Annotated in this window: 19 protein-coding genes; 6 read left to right on the top strand and 13 right to left on the bottom strand. The window is 59.3% G+C overall.

Annotated features, from left to right (window positions below; genetic code table 11):
* Positions 1-68 precede the first annotated feature (68 nt).
* Positions 69-920, top strand: coding sequence for an RDD family protein (locus tag M017_RS27750; RefSeq protein ID WP_080507779.1), 852 nt, complete (start codon positions 69-71; stop codon positions 918-920).
* On the opposite strand, the gene M017_RS0114615 is transcribed toward M017_RS27750, so the two are convergent.
* The 11 genes from M017_RS0114615 to lpxK form a co-directional block, all read right to left on the bottom strand.
* On the bottom strand, positions 898-1743 hold the full coding sequence (locus M017_RS0114615; RefSeq protein WP_035957817.1) for a phytoene/squalene synthase family protein: 846 nt from the start codon (positions 1741-1743) through the stop codon (positions 898-900). The genes M017_RS27750 and M017_RS0114615 overlap by 23 nt on opposite strands.
* Positions 1740-2597, bottom strand: a complete 858-nt coding sequence (locus tag M017_RS0114610) for a bifunctional transcriptional activator/DNA repair enzyme AdaA (RefSeq protein WP_035958380.1) — start codon at positions 2595-2597, stop codon at positions 1740-1742. The genes M017_RS0114615 and M017_RS0114610 overlap by 4 nt, the downstream gene beginning before the upstream one ends.
* Before the next feature lie 7 nt (positions 2598-2604).
* A complete protein-coding gene (gene hpnC, locus M017_RS0114605) occupies positions 2605-3519 on the bottom strand; it encodes a squalene synthase HpnC (RefSeq protein WP_238325899.1) in 915 nt (304 codons plus the stop codon).
* 31 nt (positions 3520-3550) lie between these two features.
* Positions 3551-4591, bottom strand: a complete 1041-nt coding sequence (locus M017_RS0114600; protein ID WP_155121420.1) for an alcohol dehydrogenase catalytic domain-containing protein — start codon at positions 4589-4591, stop codon at positions 3551-3553.
* Positions 4592-4618: 27 nt separating this feature from the next.
* The gene (locus tag M017_RS0114595; RefSeq protein WP_051670107.1) at positions 4619-5671 is read right to left on the bottom strand and encodes an alcohol dehydrogenase catalytic domain-containing protein; all 1053 of its coding nucleotides are present in this window, start codon (positions 5669-5671) and stop codon (positions 4619-4621) included.
* A 4-nt stretch (positions 5672-5675) separates the two neighbouring features.
* Positions 5676-6290, bottom strand: a complete 615-nt coding sequence (locus M017_RS0114590) for a phosphorylase family protein (RefSeq protein WP_031498836.1) — start codon at positions 6288-6290, stop codon at positions 5676-5678.
* Entirely contained in the window at positions 6283-7239 is a 957-nt protein-coding gene (gene hpnA, locus M017_RS0114585; RefSeq protein ID WP_031498835.1) for a hopanoid-associated sugar epimerase, read from the bottom strand. Before hpnA ends, M017_RS0114590 begins: the two co-directional genes overlap by 8 nt.
* A 2-nt stretch (positions 7240-7241) precedes the next feature.
* Positions 7242-8354 (bottom strand): adenosyl-hopene transferase HpnH, encoded by a 1113-nt coding sequence (gene hpnH / locus M017_RS0114580; protein ID WP_202901656.1) that lies wholly within the window; start codon positions 8352-8354, stop codon positions 7242-7244.
* The gene (shc, locus tag M017_RS0114575; RefSeq protein WP_035957816.1) at positions 8351-10294 is read right to left on the bottom strand and encodes a squalene--hopene cyclase; all 1944 of its coding nucleotides are present in this window, start codon (positions 10292-10294) and stop codon (positions 8351-8353) included. Before shc ends, hpnH begins: the two co-directional genes overlap by 4 nt.
* Complete coding sequence (locus M017_RS0114570) at positions 10291-11310, bottom strand: 4-hydroxy-3-methylbut-2-enyl diphosphate reductase (protein ID WP_031498831.1); 1020 nt, start codon at positions 11308-11310, stop codon at positions 10291-10293. The genes shc and M017_RS0114570 overlap by 4 nt, the downstream gene beginning before the upstream one ends.
* Before the next feature lie 74 nt (positions 11311-11384).
* Positions 11385-13466 carry a tetraacyldisaccharide 4'-kinase gene (lpxK, locus tag M017_RS27745; RefSeq protein WP_051670103.1) on the bottom strand — a complete coding sequence of 694 codons (2082 nt, stop codon included), beginning with the start codon at positions 13464-13466 and terminating at the stop codon, positions 11385-11387.
* Positions 13467-13665: 199 nt separating this feature from the next.
* Here lpxK and M017_RS0114560 point away from each other — a divergent pair, with 199 nt between their 5' ends.
* Positions 13666-14163 carry a hypothetical protein gene (locus M017_RS0114560; RefSeq protein ID WP_031498829.1) on the top strand — a complete coding sequence of 166 codons (498 nt, stop codon included), beginning with the start codon at positions 13666-13668 and terminating at the stop codon, positions 14161-14163.
* A 59-nt stretch (positions 14164-14222) separates the two neighbouring features.
* Positions 14223-16277 (top strand): ArnT family glycosyltransferase, encoded by a 2055-nt coding sequence (locus M017_RS0114555; RefSeq protein ID WP_162179931.1) that lies wholly within the window; start codon positions 14223-14225, stop codon positions 16275-16277.
* Here the strand turns inward: M017_RS0114555 and M017_RS26685 are convergent.
* Positions 16274-17068, bottom strand: coding sequence for a peptidylprolyl isomerase (locus M017_RS26685; RefSeq protein WP_238325898.1), 795 nt, complete (start codon positions 17066-17068; stop codon positions 16274-16276). The genes M017_RS0114555 and M017_RS26685 overlap by 4 nt on opposite strands.
* 4 nt (positions 17069-17072) lie before the next feature.
* Here M017_RS26685 and M017_RS0114545 point away from each other — a divergent pair, with 4 nt between their 5' ends.
* Genes M017_RS0114545 through udk form a run of 3 tightly spaced genes read left to right on the top strand, consistent with a single transcriptional unit; the run spans position 17073 to position 19365 of the window.
* Complete coding sequence (locus M017_RS0114545; RefSeq protein ID WP_031498825.1) at positions 17073-17888, top strand: bifunctional metallophosphatase/5'-nucleotidase; 816 nt, start codon at positions 17073-17075, stop codon at positions 17886-17888.
* Entirely contained in the window at positions 17855-18742 is an 888-nt protein-coding gene (locus tag M017_RS0114540; RefSeq protein ID WP_031498824.1) for a bifunctional metallophosphatase/5'-nucleotidase, read from the top strand. The genes M017_RS0114545 and M017_RS0114540 overlap by 34 nt, the downstream gene beginning before the upstream one ends.
* A 2-nt stretch (positions 18743-18744) precedes the next feature.
* Positions 18745-19365: a uridine kinase gene (gene udk, locus M017_RS0114535; protein WP_031498821.1), complete on the top strand. Its 621-nt coding sequence runs from the start codon at positions 18745-18747 to the stop codon at positions 19363-19365.
* A 56-nt stretch (positions 19366-19421) separates the two neighbouring features.
* Here udk and M017_RS0114530 read toward each other — a convergent pair whose 3' ends face one another.
* The gene (locus M017_RS0114530) at positions 19422-20744 is read right to left on the bottom strand and encodes a tetratricopeptide repeat protein (protein WP_155121419.1); all 1323 of its coding nucleotides are present in this window, start codon (positions 20742-20744) and stop codon (positions 19422-19424) included.
* Between the last annotated feature and the right edge of the window lie 158 nt (positions 20745-20902).

Genomic DNA, 20902 nt, shown 5'->3' with positions numbered 1-20902 from the left:
AAGCTGGACGCAGGGTACACAACCGAGCGATCCTAAAGGCTGGGGACTCAGAATCCGATGAGGAAGGAATGGTTTGGCGTATGAAGTGCGGCTATTGCGGTAGCGACAATCCAAGCGAAGACTTACGCTGCCAACTCTGTGGGCGCCGTCTGTCCGGCCATGGTCCTGTCCTCGTTCCGGAAAGCCACGGCAGCGCCGCGCCCAAGCTCGAGATTCTTGAGGAGCATCTAGCCGCCGAGGATCACCGCTCCCGTCAACCCATCCAATCCCGGCTTTTTCCGGTACAGGAAGCCAAACGCGTCATTCCGTTTGAGTCCATTTCGCCAGAGGCAGCCAAGATTGCGCGCTCGACCAGCGATCGCAACGCCAAAACACGCTCCAAGCAGCGCTACAACGAGCGGCTCGGCATTGAAGAAGGCCAATCGGCTGAGGTGCAGAAAGAACTTGCCTTTGCCGAAGAGCATGTCGAGACTCGCCGCATTGAGCCTGTGGTCTATACCAACGCTCCTGTCGCGATGCCCGCACACCGGGCCATGGCCGCCGCCTATGACGCGGCCATGATCGCAATCGGCGTGGGCATTCTGCTTGGCATCTATTACTTTGCCGGCGGTAGCTTTGGGCTGGCCAAATTGGATCTGGGCGCCTATGCAGGAGTCACCATCTTTGTCGCCCTGCTCTATAAGGTGCTCTGGGCCATCGGCGATGGCGATTCCCCGGGCATGGCGGCTGTGCAACTGCGTCTGCTGAACTTTGATGGCCAGCGGCCTCGCCGGGAAGAGCGACTGATGCGCTTGCTGGTGAGTATCGTCAGCTTCTGCTCACTCGGTGTGGGCCTGGCCTGGTGCCTGTTTGACGAAGAGAAGCTCACCTGGCACGATCACATCACCAAGACCTTCCCTAGCCCGAAGTGGGAAGAGTAGCCCGCACCACAATCCACAATTTCTCGATGGTGGGCAGCCGGTGCCGCGCCGCCAGGACTTCAAAATTGGAAGCTTCGATGCGCGCAAAGAGCCGCGAGTAGATTTCGATCAGCGCCCAGAGGCTGCCGCGCGAATCCTTTCCGACCAAGCCAATCATCGGCCGCGAGAAGTCATAGTAGGCGCGGGCGCGGGAGCCCAGATCGCGCAGCAAGAGGCGCAAGGGTTCTGAGACGCTGCGCTGTTGCAGATCCGCGGGTGTCACGCCGTACTTTTCCATCAGATCGAGCGGCAAATAGCAGCGGCCCAGGCCGGAATCCTCACCGACATCGCGGATGATGTTGGTCAACTGGAAGGCGATGCCGCACTTTTCGGCCATCTCGAGGGTGCGGGGTTGCTCAAAGCCGAAGATGTGGGTGATGGTGAGCCCAACCACGCTAGCAACACGGTAGCAATAGCGATAGAGGTCGTCGAAGCTTGGCGGCTGGGTGAAGCTGAGGTCGCTGGTGACGCCTTCGATCATGTCGTACAGATAGGCACGGGGGATCTGATAGCGGTTCACCGTGTCGGCAAAGGCCGGCCAGATGCGGTGCGCGGGCAGGTCGCCGTCGAGGGCCCGGTCGAGATCTTCGCGCCAGCGGTCGAGGGCCCCACGCGTCGCGCCGGCCTCGTCGGACAAATCGTCGCACTCCCGCATGAAGGCATAGACCGCGCACATGGCCTGCCGCTTGGGCTTGGGCAGCACGAGGAAGGAGTAATAGAAGTTCTTTGCGCGGGAGCGCGCAATTTGGACGCAGTAGTCGTAGGAGTCGGAGAGAGAAATCACGGGGAAGCGGGTCTAGTGTCAGTATCTCGCGCTTCCAGCTCGAGCAGGCGCTGCTTTCGATTGAGGCCCCAGCGATAGCCGCCGAGTTCGCCATTGTTGCGGATGACGCGGTGGCAGGGGATGGCAAGGGCCACCGGGTTGGAGGCGCAGGCGCGGGCAACGGCGCGGGTGGCGGTGGGGTGTCCGATGCCGGCAGCGACTTCCGCATAGGAACGGGTTTCACCGGCGGGAATGGTCTGCAGATACTGCCATACGGTCGCCTGGAAGGCCGTGGCGCGGATGTCCATCGGGAGGCCGGCGGCGAGGGTCTTTCCGGCGACAAATGCTTCTATGGCCTCTTGCCAGTCCTTTAAGGGCGACACGAAGGGGGCGAGGGTTTCAGTAAGTTGCGCGGCGGGGAATTCGAGCTGGAGCGCGGCGCGCAGTTCTGATTCGCGATCAGCCAGCTGCAGGCTGCAGAGGCCGCGATCGGTGGCGGCGATCAGGATTTTGCCGAGCACGGTGCCGAGGATGACATAGGAGATCTCGATTCCCTTCCCGCGCGCTTTGTATTGCGCGGGCGTCATGCCGAGGTCGCTATCCACACGCTCATAGAGACGGCTGGCGGAACCGAAGCCGGCCTCGTAGAGGGCGGTGGTGACCGGCTGATTATGGCGTAGAGCGGACTTCATGCGCTCCATGCGGCAGCGCGCCTGGAATTGCTTGGGACTGACCCCGAGGGCCGCCTTGAACTTGCGCTGCAGGTGGTAGGCGCTGTAGCCGGTGATGCGCGCCATGTCGTCAAGCGAGATGGTTTCGTCGCAATGGTCGCGGAGGTATTGGCTGAGATAGGCGATCGGGTCGATCGGAATCATGATCGCCTCAGGGTTTGAGACGGGGCGGGTGGCTTGGCTCATAGCTCGAGAGTACGGGCACGGGCCGCTTGCCAGCTATCCGGTTCTTGCTCCAGCGCAGGAGGCATTGGAGCAGGAGAAGCACTCTTTCGGGCTTGGTGATTTTGGGCCGCGCCTCGAGCACACGGTAGCCTTGCGATGCGATCTTGTCGAGGATGGCCTGGCCGCCGCGCGAGAAGAGTTCGATGTCGAGCGACAAGCGGGCATCAAGGGTGGGAATCAGCGGCAGGCCGCGCTCAAAGAAAGTGCGCGCATAGGCCACGGCTTCGTGCATGGCGGCTTCAAAGCGCGGGCTTTGCTCGAGGTTGAGGATTTCCGCTTCGGTCACGCCATGCCGGGCGAGCAGGTCGAGCGGCAGATAGATGCGGCTCTTGCCGACATCGACCCGAACGTCCTGCCAGAAGTTTGCCAACTGCAGGCCGGTACAGGTGAAGTCGCTCAGACGGGCACGATCTTCATCGTGATAGCCACACAGCGCAAGCACCAGACGGCCAACGGGGTTGGCCGAGTTCACGCAATAGGCGAGCACTTCGTCCCAGTTCTGGTAGCGCGTGACGATCTGATCGTGCTCAAAGGCGGTGATCAGATTGGTGAAGCAATCGAGGGGCAGACGCCGGGCCTCAATGGTAGGCTGGAGCGCGATGAAGACCGGATGGGTGGCCGGCATGCCGCGCCACCAGCGCAAGAGGCGCAGCGACTCCTGGACATCGCCGATCTCGTCACCCAGATCATCGGCCCAGCGGCAGAAGGCATAGACGTTATAGAAATCCTGGTGTAGTTCCTGCGGCAGCAGGAAGCTGACGACGTGGAAGTTCTCGTAGTGGCTGGTGGAGATCCAACGCGTGTAGGCAAGCGATTCCTCGTAGCTCCAGCGGCGCTCCATCGAGTTCGTATCGCGTACGAACGCGGCTGGACTAAGGAATGATGGCTGTTTTGACGGCGCCATTCTGGTGCAACTGGTGCGTCAGCACTTCGTTGAGATTGCTGAGGGGCTCCTCGCCCGTCACGAAATCATAAGCAGTGATGTAGCCGGCAACCACCGCTTCAAGCGCCTTGCGCACATGGGCGGGCGTGTGGTGGAAGCTGGCGGTGCAGGTGATCTCCGAATAGTGCATCAACTGCGTGTCGAGACAAACCTGCGTGTCGGCCGGGCAGCCACCGAAGAAGTTTGCCACGCCGCCACGGCGCAGCATCTGGATTGCCTGCTGCCAGGTTTCTGGCAGACCGACGGCTTCAATCACCACATCGGCACCGTAGCCCGCGGTTTCGCGGCGCACGGCAGCAACAATATCTTTCTCGTCGTTGGTGGAAAGCGTAAGATGCGCGCCTAACTGCGCGGCCCGATCGAGCTGCGGCCGACGGCGGCCTACCGCAATCACGCGGCAATTGCGCAAGGCCAGCAGGCGGACAAACATCAGGCCAATTGGCCCGACGCCGATGACGACCACCGTGTCGCCAGCCTTCACGCCGGTCTCATCGATGCCGCGGATGACGCAGGCTAGAGGTTCGACAAGCGCCGCGTCCTGATAGGCCACATGCTCCGGGATCTCGTACAGGTTCTTTTCTACAATCCGCGACGGGATCCGAATGAATTCGGCGTAAGCGCCGTTGTTGAATAGAAGGTTCTCGCAGAGATTCTCGTTGTGCCGCTTGCAATAGAAGCATTCGCCGCAGGGTGCGGAGTTTGCCGCGACGACGCGCTGTCCAGGACGGAATCCGCGTACGCTCTTGCCCACTTCCACAACATCACCAGCCAACTCGTGACCAAACAAAGCAGGCGGCACAATCATGCGCGCGTGGTAGCCACGGTGAAATACTTTGACGTCGGTTCCGCAAGTGAGCGCAGCACGGACACGCACCAGAACATCACCGTCGCCTAACTGGGGCACAGCAACTTTCTCGATCTCTACGTGTTCCTTGCCGTATAAGACGGCTGCCAGCATCTCGTTCTTCACGAAGCTCTGTTTCTCTGTCCTTATTCTCTAGACTCTCTGAGGCTGTATCACTATTTTCAGTGATTCCGCATCCGGATGGGTGGCGAGTTGAACGCCTTTAATGATCTGGGGTAACGGAAAAGTATGGGTCACCAACTCCGCGACAGGGATCTCTCCTGAGAATACCAGCCTAGCGGATTCCGCTTGCAAGTCAACGTCAGCCGAATAAGCGCCCATCAGCACTCTTTCATCTTTGCAGATGTCGGCCCCAGAGATATCGATTCTCTCTTTTTCTGAAGTCTGGGCAAACAAAACAATGGTTGCCCCGGGACGAGTGGCACGGATGGCCTGCTCGACAATCCCAGGAGCGCTAGCTGCCACGAAGACAACATCCGCACCCCGGCCTTCGGTGGCAGCCTTGGCGGCTGCGGGCAGGTCTTCCTGCAAGGGATCGAGAGCCTGGAGGGCGCCGAAATGCAAAGACTTTGCACGGCGCGTGGGCATGGTGTCTGTTGTGATCGTGTCGATACCGCGGTGCTTCAGCAGCATGGTGAAGATCAATCCGATGGGACCCTGGCCGAGCACGAGCGCGAGATCGCCCTTGCGGACGCCGGACTGCTCGATGCCCTTGTGGCAGGTGTTGACCGGTTCAACAAAGCTGGCCTGCTCAAAAGAAACACCATCAGGGATCTTCTCAACCCCACGTTCGACGATCCAAGGCATGACGCGAGCGTACTGCGCATAGCCGCCACCGGCGGCTTCATAACCAGCGGTGATGCCAACGGTCTTATATCCGGCGCATTGGGCGTAGAGCTTGCGCTCGCAATAAAAACATTTACTGCATGGAATGTGGTGGAAGGCGATCACTTTGTCGCCGACCGCGAACTTGGTGACACCTTCGCCAATGGCGGCGACGCGGCCCGCGGTTTCGTGGCCAAAGATGCGTGGCGGCTCGAGCAAGCCGTATTCGATCTTCTTCAAGTCCGTGTGGCAGATGCCACAGGCTTCGACTTCAATGAGAATCTCACCTGGCCCAATTGACGGCACAGGAATCTCTTCAATTTCAACCTTTTGCTTTCCGCGGTACACAGCCGCGCGCATGGTGTTAGGTAATGTTTGCGATAGCGTGGTCAATCGCTTCTCCGAGCTGCCGGGCTGCCATTTTCGATTGTTGTTGCAATCGCATGAGAGCCCCAATCTTCATGATGCCAGCAAATGCGATCCGGGAGTTCCGGAAGTCGCCGTTCGGTCCCCGATACAAATTGAAATCCAGTGGCAGATCTTCGCTGGCCAGATCGCTCACGGCCTTCAAACAGCCAAACTGCACGCCGGCCTTTGCGGCTTCTCGCGCGATGACTGCGGCTTCCATGTCCACCACCGAAGCACCCTTGCCGTGGAGGGCACGCTTGTCGGCGACGGTGACCGCGACGCGGTCCTGCGAGTAGAGCACGGCGTCCTGCGCCTCGAGACGCAGACAGTTGAAGTTGCCGATTGGCGACAGGATCGCCGAAGGGCTGAGGACAGTACCCAGTTCGAGACGAGGGTCCAGGGCGCCGCAGGTGCCGATGGACAGTACCAGATCCGGACGATAGCGTTGGATCGCTTCGGCGGCACTGCGCTGCGCGTTGCGAAAGCCGACGCCTGTCACGATGGTTTGGTACCTCGCCGGGACGGCCTTCGCTTCAAGCCCCATCGCGCAGAGCACCAGAATTTTATCCATGGCGCACCCATTCCACGGCACGGCGGAGTGCGTCGTCTACAGGCTTGGGCGCATAGCCGAGTTCGGTAGCCGCTTTCTGATGACTCACCCACATCTTGATGTGCGCATAGCGCACGCCATCGAGCGGAATGCCGGGATGTTGGCCCGTAATCCTGGACCAGGTGGTGGAGCAAAACGCGGCGGCGTAGGCCAGGGCGTAGGGGACCTGGACGATGGGTGCCGGTTTGCCCGCGGGAATCGCCAGACGGTCCAGCATCTGCTTGAGCGTGAGGTTCTCGCTGCCGAGGATGTAGCGCTCGCCGACCCTGCCTCGCTCAGCGGCAAGAAGATGGCCTGCGGCAACGTCTTGGACGTCCACGTAGTTCAATCCGGTGTCGATGTAGGCCGGGATGCGGCCTGCAAGGAAATCAACGATTACCTTGCCGGTGGGCGTGGGTTTGAAATCATGATCGCCAATTGGCGTGGTGGGATTGACGATGACGATCGGAACACCCTTGCGGCCTGCCTCCATTACCACTTGCTCGGCAAGGAACTTGGAGCGCTTGTAGTGGCCTTTCATGTCGTCGACCGAGACCGGCGAGGCCTCGTCGGCAATGAGATTTTTGCGCATGCCGACAGCGCCCACTGTCGAGCAATAGACGATGCGCTCAGCGTTCTTAGAGGCGGCAATCAGATTGCGCGTGCCTTCGACGTTTGAGGCGTACATCTCTGCGGGATTCGCGGTCCAGAGGCGATAGTCGGCCGCGACGTGGAAGACGCGTTCACAGCCGGCGGCGGCTGCGGTGAGAGAGGCGGCGTCACGCAAGTCTCCCCGGACGGTTTCGACATCCAACTCGGGAATTTTTGACGAACGCGAAAGAGCGCGGACTTCCCATCCGCGCTCTCGCAACTGCTTTGCAACGTGCCACCCTACGAAACCGGTGGCGCCGGTAACCAGGGCTCGCGGCACTCTTACTTGATCATCCAGCCCAGATAGGTGAAGGCGTCCTGCCACTTGGAGTTGATCCCCATGGCAGCAGAAGGCTCGTAGCCACAGTGGACCATGCAATGGTCGCAGCGCGGGTCCGCACCATGGCCGTAGTTCTCCCAGGGAGTCTTGGTCATGAGCTCTTCAAAGGTGTTGTAGTGGCCGTCCGTAATCAGGTAGCACGGGCCTTTCCAGCCTTTGATGTTGTAGGTGGGGTTGCCCCAGGCCGTACAGGGGAGATCGCGCTGGCCTTCGAGGAATTCGAGGTAGACCGGCGAGTTGTTGAACTTGATCTTCGAGAACTTCTTGTTAAAGCCGGCGAACTTTTCGAGGATGTCTTCGCGGGTCATGAAGATCTCGCGATCGTTGACCGCCGAGTAGCCGTAGGCGGGCGAGATGCTATGTCCGTCGACCTTGAGGGTCTGGAGCATTTCGAACATCTCAAGCAGTTCGTTCATGTCGGTCTCTTTGTAGACCGTTGTGTTGGTGCAGACCTTGTAGCCACCAGCCTTGGCGGCGCGGATGCCTTCCATCGCCAACTTGAAGACGCCTTCGCGCTCGACAGCGATGTCGTGGTTCTTCTCCATGCCATCGAGATGGACATTGAAGAAGAGGTTGTCGTGGGGCTTGTACTGGTGCAGCTTCTTCGCGATGAACATGCCATTGGTGCAGAGGATGACCAGACGGCCACGTGCGATCAGCGCTTCCACCAATTGCGGCAACTGGGCGTAGAGCATCGGCTCACCACCGCAGATGGCGACCACGGGCGCATTGCACTCGTCGGAGGCCTTGAGGCACTGCTCGAGAGACAACTGCTGGGTGATTGTGGACTCGTATTCCCGGATGCGGCCACAGCCGGTGCAGGTGAGATTGCAAGCGTGCAAGGGCTCCAACTGGAGAACCAGCGGGAAGCGCTTGTTGATCAGCGGGTGTGGTTTCTTGTCCGGATTCTCACCGAAGCGCGTGTGAATGATGCGGAAAGGATTCGAGGAATCGTACTCCGTCTTCACCGTCTTCTGCCACTCCGGCTTCGGGCTGAACTTGTTCTTGGCAATGTAGGTTGCCAAGCTGGCCATTGTTGAAACGGTAAAACTCATCGGGTTTCCTTACCTCGATTCAGATACATCGCGAGCGCCATCATGGGGAAGGCATTGCGATACATGTGATACGTCATATAGAAGACTTTTGGGAAGCCGGTTCCCGTTGCTAATTCTTCGCTCCAGTTTCCGTCCTGGAGTTGGGTATCAATGAGATACTCAATACCCTTACGGAGACTTTCGCTGGTGGTGTCGCCGCCGGCCATCAGCCCCATGACAGCCCATGCCGTCTGGCTGGCTGTAGAAGGGCCGCCGACATAATAGTGGTCGTCGTAGCTGGCGCAGGATTCACCCCAGCCCCCGTCAGCGTTCTGGATGGAACGGAGCCATTCGCCGGCTCGCAGGACGTAAACTTCGCGGTCGCTGACACCGGCCTGCTTCAAACCCTTGAGGGCGAGGAAGGTGCCATAGATATAGTCGACTCCCCAGCGGCCGTACCAGCTTCCGTCGTTCTCCTGAGACTTGATCAGGTAGTCGATGCCGCGCCGAACGGCCGGGTGGTTGGAGCCGATTCCGTAACGGGTCAAGGCGTCGAGCACACGACCGGTAATATCGGGGCAGGACGGATCGAGCATCGCGTTGTGATCGGCGAAGGGAACATCGCTGAGAAATTCCCAGTTGTTGTCCGCATCAAAGGCAGCCCAACCGCCATCCTTGCTCTGCATGCCAATCAGCCAGTTGACGGCGCGACGGGCGGAGGCTTCCTGCGCTGTCTTATTGGTGGCCTGGGCCTTATCGAGACCGATCAGCACCATCGCGGTGTCGTCGATGTCGGGATAAAATTCGTTGGCGAACTCGAAGTACCAACCGGAGGGTTCGAGGTTGGGACGCTTGATCGCCCAATCGCCCTTGCGGCGGCACTCTTTGGTGAGGAGCCAGTCGGCGCTGCGGCTCAGCGCAGGTTGGAGATCGACATTGGCAGGACTGGCCGCGACTTCGGCCATCGCATAGGCGGCAATCGCCGTATCCCAGACGACCGAGAAGCAGGGCTGGAAGTAGAAGCCTTTGGCGTCGTCGTCAACCATCAGATCGTCGAAATGATTCAGTGCGTTGACGCGGCGCGGATCGTTCTTTGCGTAGCCGAGCACATCCATGGCCATGACGGTATACATCATGGGCGGATAGATGGCCGCGAGACCGTCGGAGTGTTCGAGACGCTCGAGCATCCAGTTTTCGCAACGCTTGATCGACATGGGCCGCAATAAGGATTTGAGCGGCGATTTCTGGTACAGCTTGAGGAAGCTGTCGGCCGTGAAGAAGAGATTCTTGAGCGACCAGAATTTGTCTGCCGGACGGAAGTCGAGGCTGACGCCAGGCTTCATCAACTCTTCGAGCGTAAAGCCAGTGGGCACGGGACAGACTTCGTCATTGGCCGCGATAATCGACAGAGGGATGACAATCGCCCTGGACCAACTGGACATCTCATAGATGAAGTTGCCGAGCAGCATGACTTCCGGCGGCACGGTAGGAACACAATCGCGCGGATAGAGGCCGAAGAAGCTGAGATTCAGCTTGGTGTAGCTGTTGGCGGCCTGCAAGCCGCCGAGAGCGAGAATGCGATCCCGCAGACGGAGCATGCGCTCATCGGTAGCAGGGATGCCAGCAACTTTGAGGGAAAAATAGGCCTTGCAACAAGCAGAGATCTGAGAGGGGCCTTGCGGATAAATATTAAAGCCGCCGTCTTCCAGTTGCCGGGAAAGAATCGAGGCAACCGCGCGATCGATCACATCGCGATTGGGGGGATTCCAGACACCATTCTCAACACGGTGGAGCCAGAGCTGGAAGAGAATATAGTCGGACTCAAGTGTGGTGTCGGCGGTGAGATCTTCCCACCAGAAACCTTCTTTATGCTGCCGCCGGAGCATAAAGTTACATGCCTTGCGTACTGCTCCGACTGCGCTCGCTGTCACCGGATCCGCGACCTGCAGTTGGGGACTCATGGACGCGGCCCCACCGGATTGGCGTTCGAGATCGTATGCAACCGCATCGCACCCTCGCTCAATTCCGATGGGAGGGTGAAACGTACATCTTCTTCCTTGATCTCCATCTCAACCATTTCGCCGAAGCCGTGTTCGTCACGCAAAAAGGCGAGCAACTCTTCGACCAGGTTTTCCGGCGCGCTGGCACCGGCAGTGATCGATACGTTATTGACACCCACCAGCCACTCGGGCCGCACTTCCGAGCGGTCGTCGACAAGGTAGGCCGGGACGCCGGACTTCTCGCAGACTTCGACCAGACGCCGGGAGTTTGAGGAGTTCTGGCTGCCAACGACGAGCAACAACTCACAGAGAGGAGCGACGGCCTTGACGGCGATCTGGCGGTTCTCTGTGGCGTAGCAGATGTCCTGCGCACCGGGGCCATCAATGGCCGGATAGCGTTCCTTGAGAGCGGCGATGATGTCGCGCGTCTCGTCGAGAGACAAGGTGGTTTGGGTGAGGAAGACGATCTTATTGGGATCGGGGAGGTCGAGCTTGGCGACGTCCTCGGGGTGTTCGACCAGATGGGTGCAATCGGGGGCTTCGCCCATGGTGCCAATCACTTCGTCGTGATTGGAGTGGCCCACCAGCACGATCGAATAGCCCTTGCGAGCAAAACGGACGGCTTCAAGATGCACCTTCGTGACGAGGGGGCAGGTGGCGTCGATGACGTTCAGCTTGCGTTCGAGCGCTTCCTTACGAACGGCGGGAGAAACGCCATGCGCAGAGAAAATCACCCGCGATCCACCAGGGACCTCGGCTAACTCATCAACAAAAATGGCACCCGCTTCGCGCAATTCGTCAACGACATGACGGTTGTGCACGATCTCTTTGCGGACATAAATGGGCGCGCCATAAAGGTCCAGTGCGATTTTCACTACATCTATCGCGCGGACAACTCCTGCGCAGAATCCTCTGGGAGAGAGAAGAATAATCTTCTTGGTCCCCGTCGGACTCGTGGAAAGGCTCGAGTTCGGCATCGGAAACTATAAGTATAACCGAGGTTTATGGTGTTCGTTCTCCGATTCAGCCCCTTTGTTAGTGTTTGCAAACTTCAGGGGACGGGGAGGCGATGTAACAGATCGTCATGCAGCTGCAATCGTTGGCGCAAAACAAAGAGGCCGCGGCGGCCTGGGAGCTTTACGGCATCTTTGGCTGTGGTGATCCAGACTTCGCCTTTTTTTTGCAATTCCGCGAGATCGGCTTCGCTGTAGCGGTGGTGATCGGCAAAAACGATGAGTTCGACCTCGCGCATCCCGGCGCGATCGAGACTTTGCCGGAAACCAGCCGGGTTGCCGATGCCGCAGAAGGCGATTCGCCGGCCGGTGGCGGGCAGTTCGTCGAGCGTTTCGACAACTTCTGCGCGGGAGAGGGGCTGGCCGAAAAGCTGTTCGAGGCCCGTATCGGTGACGCCGCGGCGGCCACGGGTGAGCACGATCGCGTCCGCCCGTTGGGCACCCGAGAGCGGTTCGCGGAGCCAGCCTGCCGGAGGGACTTCGCCACCGGCCACGGGGTTCAGCGCGTCGACGACGAGAAGATCGAAATCGCGGTGCAAGCGCCGGTGCTGGAAGCCGTCGTCGAGCAGAAGAATGTCGAGCGGCGTGCGGGCGAGGAGTTGCAGGCCGACCCGGTAACGGTCTGCACCGATGCCGACGGCGTAGCGGCCCTGCTCGATGAAGAGCGCGGCTTCGTCGCCGCTTGCCCGCTGGTCGATCTGCTCGCCGGGCAACAGGATCTGGTCGGCATGGCTCGCTCTGCCGTAGCCGCGGGTGAGGATGCCGACCCTTTTACCGCTCGCGTGGAAGTGGGCTGCCAGCGCCAGCACGACGGGAGTTTTGCCGGTGCCTCCCATGCTCAGATTGCCCACCGAGAGGACCGGTACAGGAAGTTTTTGGGCGAGGAGGGTGCGTTGGGAGATCCGCCGCCAAGGTCCTGCGAACAAGCGGCGCAGCGCAAAGAGCGCTCCTTGGCGGCGAGGAACCCCTTGCGACAACAGTGCGACGAGGGCTGGCGTGAGGCGGGCCGCGACGCCGCGCATGCTTTCCGCGACAGCACGTCCGCGTTCGCCCATCGCTGCTCCCTCGGTGAGCGCCCATTGCAAGGCGGCCGGCAAATCGGGAATCTGCTTGACGGTATAGACCGCATCGGCGGCAGCAAAACGATCGCGAATCGCGGCGAAGTTCGCCATGCGTGGGCCAATTAGAATCGGCACGCCGAAACCCGCGGGCTCGAGGATGTTGTGTCCTTCGGTGGCGTTGAAGGTGCCGCCGACGAAGACGACTTTGGCGAAGGCAATCAGACTGGCCAGTTCGCCGATGGAATCGAGCAGCAAGACATCGGCATCGGTAAGCGCAGTGCGGCGCGCAAACGAGATACCGCGCGCGCTGAGCTTTTCGGCAACCACATCGAAGCGCTCCGGCTTTCTGGGCGCGAGCAGCAATCGCACTTGCCCCCGCAGCGCAAGCCAGGTATCGAGAACGCCGTCGTCTTCATCGATGTCACCAAGCGCGGTGGTGGAGGCCGCAATCCACAGAGGCCGGGGATCGCGGCGGATCCAGGCGACAACATCCTCGGGCGCCGCCTTGGCGTTGCCCTCAACGTCGAACTTCAGATTGCCGGCGAGGGTGATCTGCTTGTCGAAACCCAGCGCACAGAAGCGCGAGGCGTCGGTCTCGCTTTGCGCGGCGAGAAAATCAATCTGCGGCAGGACAGCCTGGAACAACCAGGCGAGCCGCTCATACTTGGGCCATGCCTTATCAGATACACGGGCATTCACCTGCGCCCACATCGCGCCGCTGCGCTTGGCCTCACGAATCCAGTTGGGCCAGATCTCAGTTTCGAGATTGATGATCAGCGCGGGGGCAAGACGCCGGATCACACGCCGCACCGCGAAAGGAGAATCGAGCGGCGCAAAGAAAACGCCGTCGCAGAGTCCGGCGAGGCGCGTTACGGCCAGTGCCCGGCCCGTCAGCGTGGAGGTGCTGACGAAAAGCGGCGTATCCGGCAGAGCCGCACGGAGCGTCTTCAGGAGCGGCACGATGCTGATCACCTCTCCCACACTCACTGCATGCAACCAAATTCCGCCGGGCTTCGTCGAGGGAATGTTAGCAGGCAGCCAGCCCAAACGCTCCCGCATTCCGGAAAAATAGGCAGGTTGCCGTAGGCAACGCCAGGCCGCATACAGTAGAAGGAATGGCAGGGCAGCGATGGCAGCCAGCCGGATCAGAAGGTAGGTGAACTTGACTCGCAGAGAATTCGTCGTGCTTTCGAGTATAACGGCGGCCCCCAGCGCTTTTGCTGTCGGTGAAACATTCCGGGCTCCCGCCGTCGAGGATATGAAATCTAAGATAACGCTGGATCAGGTCACTATCGGCGTCGAGGCGTTTGACACCAATGAAAAAGCGCTCAAAGCCTTTGGCAAAGTGGACCCGAATAAGTACGAAGTGCTGCCCGTGCTGGTGGTGATCAAGAACAACCGCAAGGCGGCGCTGCGCGTGAGTCCGCTGCAGGTGGAGTACATCGTACCGGGGCTGGGCAAGGTGCATGCGTTGCGCGCCGATGAAGTGGGCTCGGCGGCTGGCGGGCCTTCGGCGCCGAATCTGGGCCCGAAGCCGCTGCCGTTCCCAACCCGCAAGAAGAAGAATCCGCTGATGGCTGCTGAGATTGAAGGGCGTGCCTTTGCCGCGCGGATGATTGCAGCAGGAGAATCGGCCAGCGGCTTTTTCTACTTCAACGTCCGGCATCGCACGACGGCAAAAGTGTATGTCAACGGGCTGGTTGATTCCAGCACGAGCCAGGAGATTTTCTATTTTGAGATCCCGTTTGAGGACTAAGCGCTGATCTCTGAGACAATCACCGTTTGACTACCGTCTGGCCGATCTTATTTGGAGCTGTGTTCACGCTCCTCACTGCCGTTTGTCTGGGAGCGATTGTATGGCGCGGCCCTAACAATGTTGAGAACTTCTTTCTTCGCTTTGTTTGTGGATCCGCCTTACTCAGTCCAATCCTGTTTGCCATTGCGCTGCTGGGCCTGGCGACGCAGACGGTGTTTCTGATTCTCGGGATTGGAATCATCCTCGCGAGTTGGCCCGCCTGGGAAAGGCCGCAGTTCCGTCTCTCGCCCTGGCTCCTGGTGGCGCTGCCGTTCTTTGTCTACTTTGGCGTGAATGCGATGGCACCTGAGGTGAGTCCGGATGGCACAAATTATCACAATGCGTTGCTTGCGCGTTTTGATGCCGCCCATCGCTTTCTGCCTTTCCGGGAAAGTCTCTACGCCGCGCTGCCACAAGGTGCAGAAATCCTCTACCTGATGGCCTTCTCCTTTGGGGCCCACTCTGCAGCGGCACTGGTCCATTTTGGATTTCTGATTTTGATTCCGCTCGGCTTCGCTGCCTATGGCGCACGGCTGGGGCATCCGCAGGCAGGTGCTCTTGCGGGCATCCTCTTTGCAGTGACGCCTGTTGTCGCAAAAACCGGCGTCAGTGCTTATGTGGATGTTGCACTGGCCACCACGCTGCTGGGCATGCTGCTTGTAATAGAGATCTATCTGGCATCGAAGGACACACGGCATTTAGTGTTTGCGGCGCTGCTGGCCGGTTTTGCTTACAACATCAAGATGACCGGCGGAGCCGCGATCGGGATTCTCCTTCTCATCCTCTTGTTCTATACACAAGCAAGGTGGCGGAACTGCCTGATCGCCAGCGCCGTCTTTGTGGCAACCATTGCGCCGTGGCTCATCAAGAATGCGATCGTCTATGGCAATCCATTCGCACCGTTTGCAAACTCGATCTTCCCGAATCCTTATTTCACCGTGGACCGCATGACCGGCTATGCGCAAGCGCTTCGCCATTTCAACGAGGTGAGCTGGGATCAAATTCCGAAAACTCTGCTCTTTGATGGCTTCCGGCTTAGCGGGCTTCTGGGTCCGTTCTACCTGATTCTTCCGCTCGCCTATCTGGCGTGGCGGAAACCGGAGTCCAGGCGTCTGCTCCTGGCGGCCAGCGTATTTTTGGCAGTTTATCCGCTCAACACCGGGGCGCGCTTCCTCATCCCTGCCCTTCCCTTCTTCCTACTGAACCTGACCCACTTTCCGAAGATCCTGATGGCAGCAGGCGCCGTGCACCTGGTCCTCTCCTGGCCGAGCGTGATTCCCTACTACGCCAACCCTTATGCCTGGCGTATCTATGAGTACCCGTTGCAGCATGCCTTGCGGCACCGGCCGGAAGCCGACTTCCTGCGCGCCCACATGTCCGACTATGACCCTGGCCTTCTCTTGCAGGCGCAAGTTCCCGCAGGAGAGTTGGTCTTTACGGAGCCCAGCATCCAGCGGGCCTATCATCTTCGCGATGCGCTGGTGCCCTATGAGAGCGCCAAGGGGACACGCGCCGATTTCGCACTTGCGGTGCCCTTCAGCGAAGCGTTTGCCCCCACCTGGCGGCATCGTTTTCAGCTCAGCGAAAGCGTCACGGACTTCACGATTACGCAGACCGCCACGCAGGAGAAGAGCGACGACAATTGGTCGATCACGAGCATGAGCCCGGCCGGTACCGCCACGGCGACCCATGGAAACTGGGACACCGCGCAAGCCTTCGACCAGAACCCGGCCACCCGTTGGAGCAGTTACCAACGCATGACGCCGGGCATGGCCATCACCGTACATCTGGAGAAGCCGAGCGCTGAAATCGTGGTCGATATGACGCATGACCAATGGTCGGCACGGCTCCAACTAACGGCAAACGGCAAGAAGTACGACCCCGAAGTGGGCGACATCGATCCGCCGGCGCAACTTCGCCAGCAGGCCATCCTCGCAGTGAAGGCCGAAGGCATTCGCTGGTTGCTGATCGGTCAAGACGGGCGGCTCGCCAAAGATATCGAAGCCCATCAAAGCGAATGGCCTGTCACCAGGACAGGCCATTCCAACGGATTCATTCTCTACAAGCTGAACTAGGCAGCTTTCTTCGCAGGCGTTGCCGTTTTGACCGGTGTCTTCTTCGCCGGGGCCACAGCAGGCTTCGGCGCAGCAGGCCAGATGGGCTGCCCCAGCGGATAACGCGTAATCACAACACGCGTCATGACAATCGGCTCGGTGGGCTTATTGCTCTGATCGCGCGCAACACGGGCGAGCGAGGTCTCAAGGTCCATCCCCTCCACCACTTCTCCGAAGATCGTGTGCTTTCCGTTCAGCCACGGCGTCGGCTTCTCGGTGATGAAGAACTGGCAGGAACCGGTGCGCGGACCTGCATTTGCCATCGCAAACAGGCCGGGCCGGTCGAAGCTGAGCGTCGGGTAGAACTCATCGACGATCGGTTCCGTACCACCGCTTCCATCGCCGTTCGGGTCGCCGCCCTGGATCATGAAGTCCGGAATCACGCGATGGAAGGTGAGCCCCGTATAAAGCGGCTTCATCGATTTCACACCGTTTTTCGGGTTGGTCCACATCTTCTTGCCCATCGCCAAGTCGACAAAGTTCCGCACCGTCACCGGCGATTCCTTCTCGAATAACTTCCCGACAATCTTTCCTACCGGCTTGCCTCCATGCGACAAGTACAAAGTCACATACAAGCCATCGGGACGAGGAGGCGGAGGCGGCTCGACCGTCTTTTTGGCAACCGGAGCAGCCGTTTTCTTCACAGGAGCGGCAACCGGCGCCGTCTTCTTGGGAGCCGCGGCGGGCGGCGTCTGTGCGAGCATCAGTAACGAGGACGCGCTTACAAGCGCCAAAACAAACGAACTCTTCATCACCATGAATTATATCGGGACTGCAGTTTTTCTCCTAGCTCTCACGCTTTCAGCACAAACAGCGAAGATATCCATCCTGGCAACGACCGACCTCCACGGTCACATTTACCCTTATGACTATTTCACCCAGACGCCCGCCAATTATGGAGTGGCCAAGATCGCCACCCTGGTGGCCGCCGAACGCAAACAGAGCCCCGACGCACTCCTGATCGACGCAGGCGACACCATCCAGGGCTCTCCGCTTGAAAGCGTGTACCAGACCTTCCGCAGCACGGGAAAACTGCCGCCGCAAGTCACAATCCCGGCCCGCTCCCTGAGCATCGACCCGATGATGCTCGTCATGAACGCGATGCATTACGACGCGATGACGGTGGGCAATCACGAGTTCAATTACGGCCTCGACAATCTGAATGCCGCCCGCCGCGTGGCCCGCTTCCCCTGGCTGAGTGCGAATACGATCGCCAGCGGCCCCAACACCAAGCCCTTCGTCCCTTATCTTGAGAAGACCATCCAGGGCGTCCGGGTTGCCATTGTTGGCTTGACCACACCGGCGATCCCCACCTGGGAGAAGCCGGAAAACTATCGCGGCTATTCCTGGGAGCACGCAACCGTTGCCCTACAGCGGCTGGTGAAGATCTGGGGGAACCAGCCCCCGATCTCGTCATCGTTTGCGCGCACAGCGGCATCGACAAGCAAGGCGGCCCGAACAGCAGCGAGAACTTCTCCTGGCAGGCCGCCGAGGTGCCTGGAGTCAACGCCGTTGTTTTTGGACATAGCCATAGCGAGGTGGCGGAGATCTTCCATGGCGATACGCTCCTAACCCAACCGAAGAACTACGGCGGCAGCCTCACACGGCTCGACTTCGAGTTCACCAAGAACGCCGCCGGAAAGTGGCAACTCGCTTCGCGCCATAGCCACCTGATCAAAGTGACGGCCGAGACCCCGGCCGATGAGAATATCCTCGCGCTCGCCAAGCCCTATCACGAGGCGGCCGAGCAGTTTCTGGCCACGCCCATTGCCGAGGCCGATGTCGAACTCAGCGCCGCCCATGGGCGCTTTGAGGATTCGGCGCTGATCGACGCCATTCAAGAAGTACAACTGCACTATACGAAGGCCGACGTGTCCTTCAGTGCGCTCTTTAACCCGCGCCTGGTGGTACACAAAGGTCCGGTGACGGTGCGAGAAGCGGCGGCGCTCTATGTTTACGACAATACGCTCTATAAGATCGAGGGCACCGGCAAGATGGTGCGCACAGCCCTGGAGAACGCCTCGCGTTACTTTCTCACTTGCCCCACACCCCAATGCAATACCGGCGAGTTGATTGACCGCAGCTTCATGGGCTTCAATTTCGACATGGCCGAGGGCGTCAGCTACGAGATCGATTTGCGCAAGCCCGTCGGGCAGCGCATCGTGAATCTGCGCTACAAAGGGCAGCCGCTGGCGGATACCCAACCTCTGACGATTGCGATCAACAACTATCGCGCGGCCGGAAGCGCGGGCTATGACATGTTCAAGGGCGCCAAGATCCTCTGGCAGTCCAATGACGCGATTCGCGACCTGATCATCGAGTACTACACCCAGAAGAAGCGCTTCCCCACGCAGGCCTCAGGAAACTGGAAAATCATCCCCACACAGGCTCATGACCGCCTGATGGGAATGGGGCAAACTCAATAAGGATGTCTCCTCTTCTTGTCGGTATTGCGGGCCCGAGTTGTTCGGGCAAAACAGAACTTGCGCGCGGACTCGCCCGCCAACTCCATGAGGATGCGCTGCTCTTTGCGCTCGATCACTACTACAACGACCGCTCGCATATCGAAGAGCCAGAACGCTCAAACTTTAACTTTGACCACCCGGATACGCTCGACGCGAAGCTGTTGATCAAGGATATCGAGAGTCTGAAAAATGGCCTGGCCATCGAGCAACCCCGCTATAGCTTTGTCACCCATTCCCGCCTGGAGGATACGGAACCGGTTGCCCCCCGCCCGATCATTCTCATTGAGGGCCTGTTCAGCCTGTATTGGGAAGAACTCCGCAATCTCCTGGACTTGCGGGTCTATGTCGAAACCAACGATGAGGAGTGCTTCCGCCGCCGTCTCCGGCGCGACGTGACCGAGCGCGGCCGGACTCCCGAATCGATCCAGGAGCAGTACTGCAAGAACGTCCGCCCGATGGCCCTTGCCTATGTCCGGCCCAGTGCTGCGTTTGCCGATCTCACGGTATCTGGAGTGGTCCCGCTGGACACCAGCATCCGGCTGACGCTGAATGCAATCGAGGTGCGGCGCCTGCAGATGGTCTAATGCAAAACGCCCGGCGGCCTTGCGGCTACCGGGCGTTTTTGCGATTGACGTACCGTCTACTTCTTAACGGTCTTCTTGGTGACGGCGGGCTTCTTCGGCGCGGCCTTCGGCGCAGGCGCGGAGACAGGCCAGCCCTTCAGCTTGTCGGCCTTTTCATTGTCGACTTCCAGCTTCAGGCTGAACGGGTCCTTCGTGTATTCCTTGGCGACGCCCGTGAACTCGATCTCGGTTCCCGGGTCTGCCTTGCCGCGCAGAGCCTTGTCGAGAACCAGGGTGACTTCCGGCTGGTCTGCAGTTTCCACCGCCAGGACAAGTTCCTTCGGGTTCGTTTCCGGCTTGGCGCTCACCAGCTTGCCCTTAAAGGTGGGAAGCTCGGCATCCTTCGCATTGTTCCAATAGGTATCGCCATCGGGAGCGAGAAGAGCCTTCTTGAGGTTCATGTACTGGAAGAGCATCGGGTTTTCAGACTTGAACTTTTCTTCGTTCTTCGCCATCTTTTCTTCTTTGTTTTCCAACTTGAAGTCAGCAGGCGGCATCGGGCTGGCTTTCGCCTTGTCGATGATCGCTGCCATTTCTGCCTTGTCATCGCCAGCATAGGCGGTGTAAACACGCTCAAAATACTTGGCGACCTGTCCTTTGCGCGTGGGATCCATCGCACCTGGGCCTTCCAGATTGCCGGCGCGGGCAAAGTGCCACATCGCCTCAGCCTGGCGCTTGGGGTCCTTCTGCTGCACGATGACCGTACCCAGCAGATAGCTGAGCTCGGCAGTGCCGGGGCTCAATTCGAGACCCTTGACGAAGTACTTCTCCGCACCGGCATAATCCTTCTTCTGCTGTGCGATCCACCCCAGCGTCTTGAGCGCCTGCGCTTCAAGATCGTTGCGCTGCTGCTTCCACTGGGCATCCGTTGCACCAGCAGGCTTCTTGGCCGGAGCATAATTCGCATCCAGTTCCGCAATCAGTCCATTCGCAGACTTGGCGCCGAGGTCTAAACTCTCCGCATCCTGCTTGTTCATGCTCATCGTGAGGATGGTGATGAAGTAGAGAGCCTGGAAGTTCTTGGGATCGAGAGCAAGAACGTCTTTGCAAGCCTGGTAAAGGCCCGCAGCGTCATTCTTCTTGTTGTAGATGACGATATAGCCGGTAGCACGGTCCAGCTTGAACTCGGAGTCAGGATACTTTTCCTTCCACTGGTTCAGCAGTTGCAACTGCTGATCTGGCGTGGCAGCTTTGGTGAACTGAACATACAACTCATACTCTGCTGTATCCTTCCAGTTCTTCTGCGGTGCCTGAGCACCGAGCGTCGAAGTCGACACGAGCATGCCGGCGAAGACGCCGCCGAGAATCATTTTACGAAAGGAATGAGTGAATAATTTCACTGGCCCCAGCCTCCTGAGAAAGACGATACGCTAGTAATCTTTTTGGTTTCCGGAACCCCTGCCGTACCCGGTCCACAAGGCAAGTATTGCAGGTCTCGGAATCTTTTGGGGAGTATAACAGAACTCCCCGCGTCCATTCGACACCAGCAAGGTGGATT

The sequence above is a fragment of the Bryobacter aggregatus MPL3 genome (genome assembly GCF_000702445.1).
Taxonomy (GTDB): Bacteria; Acidobacteriota; Terriglobia; order Bryobacterales; family Bryobacteraceae; genus Bryobacter; species Bryobacter aggregatus.
The sequence above is the reverse complement of the archived record's forward strand: the minus strand, read 5'-3'. Positions and strand labels throughout refer to the sequence as shown.